This is a genomic window from Telluria beijingensis (genome assembly GCF_030770395.1).
GTDB classification, from domain to species: Bacteria; Pseudomonadota; Gammaproteobacteria; order Burkholderiales; family Burkholderiaceae_D; genus Telluria; species Telluria beijingensis.
Genome location: NZ_CP132480.1, coordinates 45,303 through 60,233, shown reverse-complemented (window position 1 = coordinate 60,233; position 14,931 = coordinate 45,303). Strand labels below are relative to the sequence as shown.

Here is a 14,931-nt window from a genome sequence, read left to right as displayed (position 1 = left end):
ACACGGCGAACCGGTGGAATAAGGGTTTTTGATTGCGCGCGCCAAATAGCGGTTGACGATCCAGCATGGGATTACCATACTCATGGACGCTCCAGAATCCGAGTATCCCTTCCCAACGAGATCACACGCGCATGAAAAAAACCCTTCTCTCGCTCGCCATCCTGAGCAGCTTCGCCGCCCACGCGGACGAAGGCATGTGGATGCCGCAACAGCTGCCACAAGTAGCCAAGCAACTGAAAGCCGCCGGCCTCGAGCTGGACCCTGCCAACCTGACCCGCCTGACCGAATTCCCGATGGGCGCGATCGTCAGCCTGGGCGGCTGCTCGGCCTCCTTCGTGTCGCCGCAAGGCCTGGTGGTCACCAACCACCACTGCGTCTACAACAGCATCGCCGTCAACTCGACCCCGGAACGCGACCTGCTCAAGAACGGCTTCCTGGCCAAGACCATGGCCGAGGAACTGCCGGCCTCGCCAGGCAGCCGCATCTATGTCACCGACGAAGTAACCAACGTCAGCAACCAGGTGATCACGCCGGCCGTGGCCAAGTTGACCGGCAAGGCCCGCATCGACGCCATCGAGAAGAACCAGAAGAACCTGGTGGCGGCCTGCGAGAAGGATGCCGGCTACCGCTGCACCGTGGCCAGCTACTACGGCGGCCTGGAGTTCTACCGCCTGAAGCAGCTCGAGATCCGCGACGTGCGCCTGGTGCACGCGCCGGCCGAAGGCATCGGCAAGTTCGGCGGCGACACCGACAACTGGATGTGGCCGCGCCACACCGGCGACTACGGCTTCTACCGCGCCTACGTAAGCAAGGACGGCAAGTCGGCCGAGTTCTCGAAGGATAACGTGCCGTACAAGCCGAAGCACACCATCAAGATCGCCAAGGACCACGCCAAGGAAGGCGATTTCGTGATGGTGCTGGGCTACCCTGGCCGCACCAACCGCCACCGCCTGCCGTCCGAAGTGGCGTTCACCTTCGACTGGAACTACCCGGCCTTCGTGCAGGCGTCGGGCGAGACCCTGGCCATCATCGACCGCGAAACGAAGAACGACCCTGCCGCGCGCCTGAAATACGCCGGCCAGATCGCGGGCGTGAACAACTACTACAAGAACCGCAAGGGCATGCTGGTCTCGTACCAGGCCAGCGACTTCTTGCAGCGCAAGACCGCCGAGCACGATGCACTGAAGGCCTGGGTGAATGCCGACGCATCGCGCAAGGCGCAGTACGGCGCCGACATCGAGACGGCCGAGAAGCTGATCGCCGAACGCGATGCGGGCACGAAAAAAGGCTTCTTCCTGACCTACTCGCAGCCGAAGTTCCTGACCTCGGCGCGCACCCTGCTGCGCCTGGCCCACGAGCGCACCAAGCCGGACGCCGCACGCAAGACCGGCTACCAGGAACGCGACCTGCCGCGCCTGACGTCGGTCATCGAAGGCCAGGACCGCACCTACGACGAAAAAGTCGACAAGGCGCTGGTGCTGAACTTCCTGAAGCAGTACAACGCGCAGCCGGCCGCCGAGCATGACGCCTCGTTCGACGCCGCGCTCGGCATCAAGCCGGGAATGAGCGAAGCCGAACTGCAATCGGCGCTGGACCGCATCTATGCCGGTTCCAAGCTGGCCAGCAAGGAAGAGCGCACCGCGTGGCTGAAGAAGTCGCCGGCCGAGTTCAAGGCGTCGAACGACAGCTTCATCAAGGCCGCGGTCGCGATGTACGACGCCGACATCAAGGATGAAGCAAAAGGCGAAGAGTCGGCCGGCAAGATCCAGCAAGCCTATGGCAACACCATGAAGGCCAAGATCGCCTACATGAACAGCAAGGGCCAGGCCGTCTACCCGGACGCCAACTCCACGCTGCGCGTCACCTTCGGCAAGATCGCCGGCCGTGACGTGGGCGCCGACGGCACCACTGGCTGGACTGCCTTCACCACGGTCAGCGGCGTGACCGCCAAGCACACCGGCGAAGGCGAGTTCGATGCGCCGGACAACCAGCTGGCAGCGATCCAGGCGAAGAACTTCGGCAAGTATGTGGATCCGACGCTCAAGACCCTGCCGGTGAACTTCCTAGCGACGCTGGACATCACCGGCGGCAACTCGGGTTCGGCCGCGCTGAACGCGAAAGGTGAGCTGATCGGCCTGGCCTTCGACGGCACCCTGGACTCGATCATCTCGGACTGGGACTTCAACAACAAGATGACCCGTTCGATCCAGGTCGACACCCGCTACATGCTGTGGAATATGAAGGAAGTCGACAAGGCCGACAACCTGCTGAAAGAGATGAACGCGCTGTAATCGTTCGCTCGTCCTTCGAAGGCCGCGCCACCGCGAGGGGCGCGGCCTTTTTCATGGGGTTTTGTGCGCCCCATCCCGTCGTTTCGCCCGTCTGTCGCGTGCGGCGCGACGTCCCACGGGCCGCTCGCTACACTGGATTCCAACAAGATTCGGGAGAGCGACATGAAGAACACCCTGATGTGCTGCCTGGCCGCGCTGGGCATGCTGTGCGCAGGCGCCGCGGCGCAGGACAACGCTGCGGCAAGGCAGCTGGCGGGCGCGCGCGCCGCCGTCGAGGACCTGCAACGCATCGTGGCGCCGCACGGCGTGCAGGATTCATACAAGACCCGCATCGGCGGCATCGATCAATGGATCAATGTGCGCGGCCAGGACCGCGCCAATCCGATGATCCTGTTCGTGCACGGCGGCCCGGCTTCGCCGATCACGCCGACCATGTGGCAGTTCCAGCGCCCGATCGAGGAATTCTTCACAGTCGCCAACTACGACCAGCGCGGCGCCGGCAAGACCTATGGCGAGACCGATCCCGCCATCGTCGGCGAGACGATCCGCATCGAACGCTATGTCGACGATTTGATCGAGGTGTCCGAGCACCTGCGCGGCCGCTACGGCCAGCAGAAGCTGGTCTTGATGGCGCATAGCTGGGGCACCGTGATCTCGATGGCGGCCTCGCTCAAGCGCCCCGACCTGTTCCATGCCTACGTCGGCATCGGCCAGGTGATCAGCGTGCGCGAGAACGAACGCATCAGCTTCGAGTATGCGCTGGAGCAGGCGCGCATCCACGACGACAAGGATGCGTTGAAGGAGCTGCAGGCGATCGCCCCCTATCCCGGCAAACAGCCGATCACGCGCGAGCGCATCGTGGCGGCGCGCAAATGGCCTCAGCACTACGGAGGGCTCTCTGCCTACCGCAGCGAATCGACGTATTTCTTCAAGGGCCCGCTGCTCTCGCCCGACTATCAGCTGGACCAGGTGAAGGCGATCGACGCCGGCAGCCTGCTCACGCTGGGCCGGCTGCTGCCGGAGTTCGTCGAGGTCGATTATTCAAGCGTGACCGAATTCCCGATCCCGGTCGTGATGTTCCTGGGCCGGCACGACTACACGACGCCGACCGCGCCCACCGAAGCCTGGCTTGCGCAGGTAAAGGCGCCGTCGAAACGGGCGGTGTGGTTCGAGCGTTCGGCCCATATGGCGCCGTGGGAAGAGCCGGGCAAGACCCTGGTCAGCCTGCTGGACTACGTGCGGCCGCTGGTGAAGTAGCCGCCATCATCGCCGCCAGCTCGGCCACGATCTGCTGGCCCAGCTGGTAGATGTGGAAACCATCGACGAAACCGTGATGGGCCTGCACCGAGAATGGCAGCACGAGTTTGCCGTCCGGGCCATCCCTGAAACGCCCCCAGGCCAGCGACGGAATATCGGAGCGGCCCAGGCGCGTGGTCGGATGCTGGATCGACGTGAACTCGAGCCAGGGAATGCAGGTGACGAATACCTGGTCCTTGGCGTCGCGCGGCGACAGGCCGGCGTAGTGCTGGTTCAGCCCTGCCATGCCCATGGCCGCGATGCCCGCCGCACGGCCGCGCGCGACGAATTCGCGCAAGTCGTCGGTCCAGTCGAAGGTGGCGAAATTAAGGTCGTCGTTCTGGTTCTTGACGGTGAACGACGGGATCAGGCGCTCGATGCGGATCACCTGTTCGTCATGGACGCGATAACGGAAATTCTCGATCTTCAAGACCGAGCGCAGCACCGCGCACAGCAGCACATGGAACGGCGCCAGGTCCTGCTCCTTGCACCAGTGACGAAAATCGGGCAGCTCGAGCGGGAAGCACAGGTTGACCGACGGGCTGTCCATGCCGTCGAACAGCGCGAAGCGGTCGCGCCGCTGTTCGAACTTGTCCATCTTATCTTGCCTTGTTCAGGCGGCTGTTGCGCATGCCGTAGGCGAAATAGGCCACCACCGCCACGCCCATCCAGATGAAGAACACGCGGAAGGTCGCGGGCGACAGGTCCTTCATGATGTACAGGCAGGCCAGCACCGACAGGCCCGGAATCACATAGGGACCGAACGGCACGCGGAAGCCCGGTGGCGCGTCCGCGCCCTGGCGCTTGCGGATCACCGGCACCGCGATCGAGACCACCATGAAGGCGGTCAGCGTGCCCATGCTCACCATGTCCCACAAGAAGGTGGAATCGACGCTGCCGGCCACCAGGCCCACCACGACGCACACGATCATGGTGTTCTTGACCGGCGCCTGGGTGCGCGCGCTGACTTTCTGGAATACCTGTGGAATCAAACCGTCGCGGCTGATCGCGTACAGGATGCGGGTCTGGCCATAGATCGTCACCAGGGTCACCGAGAACACCGACACCACCGCGCCGGCCGACAGCACCAGCGCCGGCCAGGCCTGGCCGGTCACGTTCTGCAGGATCACCGCCAGGCCGGCCTGCTGGCCTTCGAACATATGGGCAGGCTGGGCGCCCATGGCGGCCACCGCGACCAGCATGTAGAACACGGTCACGATGACGAGCGCGGCGAGGATACCGATCGGCACGTTGCGGCGCGGGTCCTTCACTTCCTCGCCGGCGGTGGCGATGGTATCCAGGCCGATGAAGGAGAAGAACACGGTGCCGGCGGCGGCGGTCACGCCGGCCATGCCGGCATAGCCCGAGGCCTCGTTCATATTGAAGAAAGGCTGGAAGTTGTCGGCGTTGAAGCCGGTGAAGGCAATGGCGGCGAAGAACACGAGGATCGCCAGCTTGATGATCACCATGATGGCGTTGGTGGTGGCCGACTCCCTGGCGCCGCGCACCAGCAGGAAGCCGCACATGATCACCAGCAGGATCGGCGGCAGGTTGATATTCCCCGGATGGAAGGTCACGGCATGGTGGTCCGAGACGAACATCGGCGAGCGCAGTTGCTCCGGTATCTGCCAGTCGAAGGCGTTGAGCAGGAAGTTGTTCAGGTAGTCGGACCAGCCGATCGAGGTCGCGCTGGCCGCCAGCCCGTATTCGAGCAGCAGGCAGGCGGCGACGATGAAGGCCGCGAACTCGCCCACGGTGGCATAGGCGAAGGAATACGAGGAACCCGAGGCCGGCACGCGGCCCGCCAGTTCGGCGTAGCACAAGGCCGTCAGGCCGGCGGTCAGCGCGGCCAGCAGGAAGGACAGCACGACCGCGGGGCCGGCCTTCGGCACCGCTTCGACCATCGTGAAGAAGATGCCGGTGCCGATCGTGGCGCCGACGCCGATCATGGTCAGCGGGAACAGGCCGAGCGAGCGATGCAGGCCCGGTACGGCGCCGGCGACGCCGACACTGGCGGTTTCCTCATGATGGGGTGCTGCCGATTTGGTACGTAACAGCTTCTGGCCCAGGGTCTGGTTCACGGCATGTCCTTCAATGCGCAATTGCGATCGCGGCTCGGCAGCCGCAGCTCGACAGTCTCAAAAACGAAGTTGCGATTATAGGTGAGTACGACTCGCCGCAGAAAATAGTTTAAATAAGGTGCATTCTGTCCACATCTTTGCTAGAATCCTTCCGTCGACTTACCGTTGCCCGCGAACGTAGACCATCAGGCGGGCGTTTTTTTAGCTCTAAAACATGCTTTTTAATTGCATCTATTAAGGACTCCCATGATCTCTGCCGCTTCCCGCCCCTATATCGACGCCTCGGTTCCCGTCCTGCGCGAGCACGGCCCGGCCATCACGACCACCTTCTACGCCAATATGTTCAAGGCCCACCCGGAGCTGACCAATCTGTTCAATATGGGTAACCAGGCCAGCGGCGTGCAGCAGCAGTCGCTCGCCTCGGCGCTGTTCGCCTACGCGGCCAATATCGACAATGCGGCCGCCCTCGGCCCGGTGGTGAACCGCATCGTGCACAAGCACGTGTCGGTGGGCCTGACCGCAGCCCACTATCCGATCGTCGGCTTCCACCTGCTGGGCGCCATCAAGTCGACCCTGGGCGACGCCGCCGTCGAGCCGCTGATGAAGGCCTGGGAAGAAGCCTATGGCTCGCTGGCCAAGGTGTTCATCGACGCCGAAACCCAGATGTACCTGGATGCCGGCATCGAAGCGGGCTACCTGCGCCCGATGCGCGTCACCGAAGTGACCCAGGAAAGCGAGAACGTGCTGTCGATCCGCTTCGTGCCGCAGGATGGCGAACCGCTGCCGCCGTTCAAGGCCGGCCAGTACGTGAGCGTGGAAGCGATCTTCGACGATGGGCAGAGCATGCCTCTGCGCCAGCTGCGCCAGTACAGCCTGTCGGATGCCCAGGGTCTCGACTCGATGCGCATCTCGGTCAAGCGCGAAGAAGGCAACCAGAACATCCCGGCCGGCGCCGTGTCGAACTGGCTGCACCGCAATGTGGAAGTGGGCGACATCCTGCAGGTGAGCTACCCGTTCGGCGACTTCCTGCCGGATACCGAGTCCGACGAGCCGGTGGTGCTGCTGTCGGCTGGCGTGGGCATCACCCCGATGATCGGCGCGCTGAACCGCATCGCCCTGGTCAACCCGCAGCGCCGCGTGATCTTCGCGCACGCCGCGCGCAACGCCGGGCATCACCCGCACCAGCTTGATATCGCCGCCGCCAAGGCGCGCATGCCGCACTTGCAGGTGGTGACCTTCCATGAAGAAGGCGACGCGCCCGGCACCCTGCCCGGCTTCATGGACCTGGCGCGCCTGCCGAAGTGGCCGCGCACCGAGACCAATGTCTATATGTGCGGTCCGCTGCCATTCATGCAGGCGCAGTGGAATGCGCTGCTCGAAGACGGCACCCCGAACAGCCGCATCCACCGCGAAGTGTTCGGTCCGGACCTGCTGGACAATCTCCTTTAATCGAGGAGGTGCACCCGGTCGCCAGTGATGCTGCGCTGGGCCGGGTGGCCGTAGACGCGGATGCCGCCCGAGCCCGAGGTGCGGGCGAACAGCGAGTCCTTGACGGTGGCGCGGATGCCGCCCGAACCGCTGGCGCCGAGGTCGGCGTCGTTCGTCTTCAGTTCGGCCAGGTCGACATTGGCCGAACCGCTCACGCGGGCGCTCAGCGAGCGCACCGCGCCGCTGGCGTCGAGCGAGCTCGATCCGCTCAGCTCCATCCGTGCATGATCCCCCTTCACTTCACCCAGGCGCATGCGGCTCGATCCCGACAGGGTCGCGTCGATGCCGTCGATCCGCAGGCGGCTCGCATCCAGCAGGCCGGAACCGCTGGAGCGCGCGTTCAGGTTGCCCACCTTGCCGCTCAGGCGCACTTCGGACGAACCGCTCTTGCGCACATCGAGCGGCGCGCCATTCAGATCGCTCACCTCGACCCGGGTGGCGCCGGAGGCGTTGACTTCCGACAGGCGCGGCGTCGTGTACACGATGCGCACCGGGGTCTTGCTGCGCAGGCTCTTCTCGGAGTAGATGCGCAGGGTGTCGCCACGGGTCTCGGTGACGATCAGCGGCAGCAGGTTGCTGTCCGCCTCCACCACCAGCGACGGCGCCGGGCCGACGCGCACCTCGACCGGCAGCGAGCCGCTCACGCTGATGGCCGGCAGGGCGGCGATGGCGCGCTGGTCGCGCGCGGCGCTGCCGTTGCCTTCCTTCGCGTCGCTGCTCCACGCGGTGTGGACGCGGGTCTCGCCGTCATTGGGTGCGACGATGATGGCGCAGCCAGTCAGGGCAGCAAGGGAAGCGAGGGCAATGAGGGTACGCATGGCAGTCCAATCAGGTTGTTGTTCGAGTGATGCCACTCTAGCAAGTACCCTCTTGCGCCACCATCTGCATGCGACAAACTGCAAAAAGGGCGGATTGGACTGCGGATGGACGTCGCGGATGGATCAGCGCTGGCCCAGGCGGGTCGCGCCGAACAGGGCCTTGTGCTCGCGCGGCTGCGAGCGCCAGTATTGCGGCGGCGCGACCACCTGGTCGCCCAGTTCGGCCGCCGCATGCCATGGCCAGCGCGGGTCGTACAGCATGGCGCGCGCCAGGCCGATGACGTCGGCCTGGCCCTGCTGCAGGATCTCCTCGGCCTGGCGCGCCTCGGTGATCAGGCCCACGCCGATCGTCGGCAGGCCGGTGTCGGCCTTGATGCGCGCCGCGAAGTCGACCTGGTAGCCCGGCCCCAGCGGAATCTGTTGGAGGGGCGAGACGCCGCCGGTCGAGACGTGGATGAAGTCGCAGCCCAGGGCCTTGAGTTCGTGGGCGAAGCGAACGCTCTGCTCCAGGTCCCATCCGCCCTCGACCCAGTCGGTGGCCGAGATGCGCATCCCGACCGTCATCCCCGGCACGGCCGCGCGCACGGCGGCGAATACCTCGAGCGGGAAGCGCATGCGGTTTTCCAGGGAACCGCCGTAGGCGTCGTCGCGGCGGTTGGCCAGCGGCGACAGGAACTGGTGCAGCAGGTAGCCGTGGGCGCCGTGCAGCTCGATCGCGTCCAGGCCCAGCGCATCGGCGCGGCGGGCGGCGGCCACGAACGCCTCCTTCACGCGCGTGAGACCGGCGGCGTCCAGCGCCAGCGGCACGGTCTCGCCTTCGGCATGCGGCACGGCGGATGGGGCCTCGGTCTGCCAGCCGCGTGGCTGGCCGGGCGGGATATTGGCCCCGCCCTCCCATGGCACTTCGCTCGAGGCCTTGCGGCCGGCATGGGCCAGCTGGACGGCGAGCTTGATCGGGGAATGACGGCGGATGGCCGCGACCACCGGTTCCAGCGCTTTCATGTGGGCGTCGGACCACAGGCCCAGGTCGTCGGGCGAGATGCGACCTTCGGGAACGACGGCGGTGGCTTCGAGGATCAGGAGCGCGGCGCCGGACAGGGCCAGGCTCCCGAGGTGGATCATGTGCCAGTCGGTCGGCAGGCCGTCGACGGCGGAGTACTGGCACATCGGCGCGATGGCGATGCGGTTGGACAGCGCGAGGGAGCCCAGGGAATACGGGGTGAACAGCATGCTCATGGTGGCTCCTATGGTGATTACATGATACGCACCACCATGATACCGGCTCGCAAACCTACGCGTACGTCGGGGTTCGGAAACACGACCAGTTCCTCCTCGTGTTGCACTGTATAGACGGTCTCGCCATCCGAGGCGATCACTTCGCCCTGCTTCATCGGCGTGAAGTTCCAGGTCTCTCGGCCGACCTGCATGCTGAACGCATCGGACAGCTTCATGATCGACTGCGCCGTCGAGAACACGTGCGGCCTGGTGGTCGCCGCCTGCGCCGGCTGGCCGCGCAACAAGCGGTCCAGCGCCTTCGACGCATCGGCAAACTGCGACAGGTCGTTCTGCCCCAGCGTGCCGACCCGCCCCAGCTCGACCGTCGTTCCGGCCGCGCCCAGGTGCTCGGACGTGAAATAACTGTAGGTGCCGGCCGATGCCGGATTCATGATGATGGCCTGGATGCCGGCCTCGCCCATCCAGTCGATCAGGCGTTCGCGCGCGCAGTCCTCGATCAGCTCGGGCACGATCGCGAACATCGGATAGTGCGACGGCCGGATGGCCGTGTGCAGGTCCAGGTGCCAGCGCTGCGGCCCGCTGCCCTCGAAGAAGGCGCGAGTGACGTCGATCAGCACGTCGGCGCGCGCCGCCTCGAAAGTCCCGGCCAGCGAACCACGCTCCTTGCGGAACATCCGGTTCAGGTCCGCATCGACAAAGCGTTTGCCGAGGCGGATCGCGTCGATATTCCCGACGCACAGCATCAGGTCCACCGCCAGTTCGTCCGGCGTGCGCGACAGGGCCTCGACCAGCCAGGCCACCATCTCGATCGGCCCGGTCTCGTCGCCGTGCACGCCGACCGACACCAGCACGCTGGGCCGGTCGGCGTCAGGCGTGGCCGCCTTCACGGTCAGCACGCCGGACGCCGGCTGTGCGACCGTAAAGCCGGCGTCCTGGAAACGCTGCGCGACCGAGGCGAAATCCGCCTCGGCCAACGCGCGCACTGCTTCGGGCAATGCGCTCACGACTCAGGCCGCCAGGCGTTCTGGATTCAGGCCTTCGGAAAGGGCCCACACGTCCAGCATCGCCTGTTCCAGGTCGGCCGGCTGCGCGAAGCCGGTCAGGCCGCGCGCAGCCATCACCTCGTCGACCGCCGCTTCCATATTGCCCTGGTTGCTGCCGGCACGCTCGATCACCTGCAGCAGCAGGCGTTGCTGGGCGCGGCGCAGCGACTGCAGCGCGTAGTTGCGCAGCTGTTCCTGCGACTTGCTCTGCGCCGGCAACTTGAGGCCCAGTTCCAGCGTATCGATGCCGACTTTCTGGCGCAGCACGGTGCCGACCTGCAGGAACTGCAGCAGGGTCATGCCGTCCGGACGCTGCACCGAGACCGCCGCGAACAGGAAGGAAGCCTGCGACTCGATGATCTCGACCGCCTTCCAGGCCGCGGCGAACGGCACCGGCAGGCCGGTGTGGCCATCGGCTTCCGAACGGATCTGCGGCGCCTGGCTCTGGTCCGCTTCCGCGAACAGGGTCGACAGCTCCTTCAGTCCTTCCGAATTGGCCGGCAGCGACAGCACGCCTTCGACCGTGGCGCGCAGCATGGCGCGGCTGCGGTTGTCGACCGACACCGACACATCGCGCGGCACCACCAGCGCGTCATGGTCGAGCGCCTCGAACACCGGCGCCAGGTGCAGGGCCGCCCAGGCACGGGCCCAGGCCTTCACGACCTCGGTCTCGTCGATGCGGTGCTCGAGTGCCAGGTCGCGCAGCATCAACGGGCCGCAGCGGTTGACCGCCTCGTTGGCCAGCACGGTGGCCAGGATGGTGTTGGCCAGCGGGTGATCCAGCGGATCGCGGGTCGCCACCAGTTGCGCCGGGAAGTAAGGGCGCAGCAGCGAGTCGGCCCAGGTTTCCGAGGTCAGGTCCAGCGCCGCCAGGGTGCGCTTGAAGCGGTTCTTGACGTTGGCGATGACCACCGCCAGCTCTGGCGCCGTCAAGCCCAGGCCCAGCGATTTGCGGCGCTGCAGCTCGGTATCGAGCGGCAGCTGTTCCAGCTCGCGCGAGACCGCGCCTTCGGCTTCCAGGTTGCCGATCAGGGCCATGTAGCCGTCGACCACCGCGCTATTGGCCTGCGCCTGCACTTCGCGGGTCAGCAGGTGGGTCTGCAGCGTATTGTCGCGCAGGACCAGGCGCTCGATCTCGCCCGTCATCTCGTTCAGGATGCGGTTACGGTCACTTTCCGGCAGCTTGCCGGCGTTGACTTCGGTGTCGAGCCAGATCTTGACGTTGACTTCGTGGTCCGAGCAATCCACGCCGGCCGAGTTGTCGATCGCATCGGTGAAGATGCGGCCGCCGGCCAGCGCGAATTCGATGCGGCCGGCCTGGGTCGCGCCCAGGTTGCCGCCCTCGGCCACCACTTTGCAGCGCAGCTCGTTGCCGTTGACGCGAATCTGGTCGTTGGCGCGGTCCTTCACTTGCGCATGGGTCTCGGTCGAGGCCTTGATATAGGTGCCGATGCCACCGTTGTAGAACAGGTCGACCGGCGCCTTGACGATGCGGTGCATCAGTTCCTGCGGTGGCAGCGAGGTTTCCTCAATGCCCAGCACTTCGCGGATCTGCGGCGACAGCTCGATCGAGCGGGCGTTACGCGGATACACGCCGCCGCCCGCCGAGATCAGGCTCTTGTCATAGTCTTCCCACGACGAACGCGGCAGCGCGAACATGCGCTCGCGCTCCTTGAACGAGACTTCGACGTCCGGGGTCGGGTCCAGGAAGATGTGGCGATGGTCGAACGCCGCCACCAGCTTCAGCTGGCGCGACAGCAGCACGCCGTTGCCGAACACGTCGCCCGACATATCGCCCACGCCGGTCACGGTGATCGGGTTGTTGGCCAGGTCGTGGCCCAGCTCATAGAAGTGGCGCTTGACGGCTTCGAACGCGCCCTTGGCGGTGATGCCCATCTTCTTGTGGTCGTAGCCGTTCGAGCCGCCCGAGGCGAAGGCGTCGCCCAGCCAGAAGCCGCGCTCGACGGCGATGCTGTTGGCGATGTCGGAGAAGGTCGCGGTGCCCTTGTCGGCCGCCACCACCAGGTAAGGATCGTCGCCGTCATGGCGCGCGGTGGCTTGCGGCGGAACGATCTCGCCCTGCACGCGGTTGTCGGTCACTTCCAGCAGGCTGGCGATGAACAGGCGGTAGCATGCCTCTCCCTCGGCCGCCACCACTTCGCGCGCGGCGCCGGTCGGCATCTGCTTGCAGACGAAGCCGCCCTTCGAGCCGGCCGGCACGATGACGGCGTTCTTGACCATCTGCGCCTTCACCAGGCCCAGCACCTCGGTGCGGTAGTCTTCCATGCGGTCCGACCAGCGCAGGCCGCCGCGGGCGACCGGGCCGCCGCGCAGGTGCACGCCTTCGAAGCGGCGCGAGAACACATAGATCTCGCGGAATGGACGCGGCTCGGGCGCCAGCGCCAGGTTGCTGGTGTCGACCTTGAAGATGATCTTCTCGCCGGCGTTCTGGAAGTAGTTGGTGCGCACGGTGGCCAGCGCCAGGTCGACCAGCGCGCCCATGATCTCTTCGGTGTCGGCGTGGTTCACGCTCGGCAGGCCGGTCTTGAGGGTGTACAGCCTGCTGCTGCCTTCGTTGCGCTCATCATCGCTCAGGGCCGGGTCGAAGCGCTGGATGAAACCGGCCACGAATTCCTTGACCAGCGCGGGCTGGGTGCGCAGGGTCTCGGCCATGTAGCGCACCGAGAACTTGGAGCCGAGCTGGCGCCAGTAGCTGATGTAGGCGCGCACCAGCTGCACTTCGCGCAGCGCCAGGCCGCCTTCGATGGTCAGGCCGTTCATGCGGCCGTCTTCGGCCTCGTCGTTGAACAGGGCGGTGAACAGTTCCTCGGCCACGTTGGCAATGCCCGGCTTGGCCAGCTTGGCCGCGCTCTCGGCATCGACCGTCAGCGCGCTCACGTAGCGGCGCACGCCATCCAGGCCGGTGTGACGGTAGGTCTGCTCGCGGTCGACCGCGATGCCGGCGTTCTGCAGCGCCGGCAGGATGCGCGACAACGACGGCACGGTCTCGCTCGAGTACAGGCGGATCGAGGGGCCTGCGGCGTCATCCTGCTCGATACGGGCGGTCACGCGGTCCGGACGGCACTTGGTCAGCAGCGCATGCACGTCGCGGAACGCGGTCTCGGGCGCGGTGGCAGCCACGAAGTTGACCGGCAGGGTCGGCACGATCTTGCGCATCAGGCTGCGCTGGCGGCTCTCGTCGACCGAGTTGATCAACTCGGCGAAGCGGTCGTGCCAGCCATCGAGCACGCCCAGCAGCGGACGCTGGATATCGGTTTCCAGGTCGAGCGGGTAGCGCGCGGCATGGGCGATCAGGTAGACGCGCGCCAGCGGACCATCGGCCACCAGGGTCTGGACGTCGACGTCGCGCGCGCCCGAGCTGTCCTTCAGGGCCGCGGCCAGGCTCGAGGTGACGGCATTGCTGAAGCGTTCGCGCGGCAGGTAGACCAGCACGTTCAGGTGGCGCTTGTACACGTCGCGGCGGGCGAAGACTTTCGCGCGCGGCTGCTTGTACAGCGAGACCACCGAGCTGCACACTTCGGCCAGCCATTCCGGCTCGGCTTCCAGCGCTTCGGTGCGCGGCAGCGACTCGAGGATCTCGATGAATTTCTCGGCGCGGAAGCCTTCCTGGCGCACGCCGGCGATCGACAGCACGCGCGCCACGCGGCCGCGCGCGAACGGCAGGCGCGCCAGCGGGGTCGAGGTGGCGGCGCGGGTGAACAGGCCGATGAAGCAGTGCTCGCCCAGGATCTTGCCTTGCGCATCCAGGTCGCGCACGCCGATGAAGTCCAGCGGCTGGTCGCGGTGCAGGGTGCCGGCGACGTCGGCCTTGACGATCGACAGGTTCTCGGCGCGCAGCGACAGGGTCTCGAAGTCGCCCGGGATGCTGGCCAGGCTGGTGCCGTAGACCGGATGGTCGGTGTCCTTCAGCACGCCGATGCGGCTCGGAATGTCGCGTTCCAGTTCGCGCGCGCCCGGCTTGACGGCGTAATAGGCGTAGCCGAACGGCTCATAGCCTTCGTTCTTGGCCCACTCGAGGAAGGCCGCGACTTCCTGGCCTTCGGCGCTGCCGCTGGCGGCAGCGGCGGCGGCGACGGCCGTCATGCGGTCGCCCATGGCGACGGCATCGCGCTGCACGGTGGCGGCGTCGTTGGCGACCATGCGCAGGCGCGCGGTCAGCTTGTCCAGTTCTTCGAATTGCAGCTCGTCGTTCAGCAGGCACAGGACGATCGATTCCAGCGGGCTGCCGGCTTCGCCGACGGCGATGAAGGCGCCATTGGCATCGCGGCGCACCGGCAGCACGGCGTTCATCACGCCGGCGGCGGTGATGCGCTCCTTGCGCAGGGCCATGACGAAGGAGTCGACCAGGTAGGGACGGTCGTCGTTCAGAATCAAGAGTGCGGTGGCGGTGCCGCCGCGGCCGTCCAGGTAGCGCATGGTGGCGATCTGGGCGCCGGGACCGGTGCGCTGCGCCAGTTGCGAGAATCCTTCGACCAGCACCGGCGCCAGGCTTTGCGGCGCGGTGCCGGCCAGGTCTTCGTCGTCGAGCGATCCGAGCCAGGCGGCGGTCAGGGCGTTGATCGGCGCACCGTTGCCGGACTGGTTGGCGCTGACGTCGCTATTCACCAGTGCGAGCGTCTGGTTGCGCAGATCGTTGGGCATGTCTTTCATCTTGCTT

General features: G+C 66.2%; 9 protein-coding genes. 3 read left to right on the top strand and 6 right to left on the bottom strand.

Annotated features, from left to right (window positions below; translation table 11 throughout):
* Positions 1 to 131 precede the first annotated feature (131 nt).
* A complete protein-coding gene (locus Q9246_RS00235; RefSeq protein ID WP_306394519.1) occupies positions 132 to 2,291 on the top strand; it encodes a S46 family peptidase in 2,160 nt (719 codons plus the stop codon).
* A 162-nt stretch (positions 2,292 to 2,453) separates the two neighbouring features.
* Positions 2,454 to 3,548 carry an alpha/beta fold hydrolase gene (locus Q9246_RS00230; RefSeq protein ID WP_306394518.1) on the top strand — a complete coding sequence of 365 codons (1,095 nt, stop codon included), beginning with the start codon at positions 2,454 to 2,456 and terminating at the stop codon, positions 3,546 to 3,548.
* Here Q9246_RS00230 and Q9246_RS00225 read toward each other — a convergent pair.
* Complete coding sequence (locus Q9246_RS00225) at positions 3,511 to 4,185, bottom strand: CatA-like O-acetyltransferase (protein ID WP_306394516.1); 675 nt, start codon at positions 4,183 to 4,185, stop codon at positions 3,511 to 3,513. The two genes, Q9246_RS00230 and Q9246_RS00225, sit on opposite strands and share 38 nt — an antisense overlap.
* A 1-nt stretch (position 4,186) precedes the next feature.
* Entirely contained in the window at positions 4,187 to 5,668 is a 1,482-nt protein-coding gene (locus Q9246_RS00220) for an APC family permease (RefSeq protein WP_306394514.1), read from the bottom strand.
* Positions 5,669 to 5,914: 246 nt separating this feature from the next.
* On the opposite strand from Q9246_RS00220, the gene Q9246_RS00215 reads away from it, so the two are divergent.
* On the top strand, positions 5,915 to 7,117 hold the full coding sequence (locus Q9246_RS00215) for a globin domain-containing protein (RefSeq protein WP_306394513.1): 1,203 nt from the start codon (positions 5,915 to 5,917) through the stop codon (positions 7,115 to 7,117).
* Here Q9246_RS00215 and Q9246_RS00210 read toward each other — a convergent pair.
* From Q9246_RS00210 to Q9246_RS00195, 4 genes are all read right to left on the bottom strand, one after another.
* Positions 7,114 to 7,974 carry a head GIN domain-containing protein gene (locus Q9246_RS00210; RefSeq protein WP_306394512.1) on the bottom strand — a complete coding sequence of 287 codons (861 nt, stop codon included), beginning with the start codon at positions 7,972 to 7,974 and terminating at the stop codon, positions 7,114 to 7,116. The genes Q9246_RS00215 and Q9246_RS00210 overlap by 4 nt on opposite strands.
* 123 nt (positions 7,975 to 8,097) lie before the next feature.
* Entirely contained in the window at positions 8,098 to 9,210 is a 1,113-nt protein-coding gene (locus tag Q9246_RS00205; RefSeq protein ID WP_306394511.1) for an NADH:flavin oxidoreductase/NADH oxidase, read from the bottom strand.
* Between the two features lie 17 nt (positions 9,211 to 9,227).
* Entirely contained in the window at positions 9,228 to 10,214 is a 987-nt protein-coding gene (locus tag Q9246_RS00200; protein WP_306394509.1) for a succinylglutamate desuccinylase, read from the bottom strand.
* Between the two features lie 3 nt (positions 10,215 to 10,217).
* The gene (locus tag Q9246_RS00195) at positions 10,218 to 14,924 is read right to left on the bottom strand and encodes an NAD-glutamate dehydrogenase domain-containing protein (RefSeq protein ID WP_306394508.1); all 4,707 of its coding nucleotides are present in this window, start codon (positions 14,922 to 14,924) and stop codon (positions 10,218 to 10,220) included.
* Positions 14,925 to 14,931: the final 7 nt, after the last annotated feature.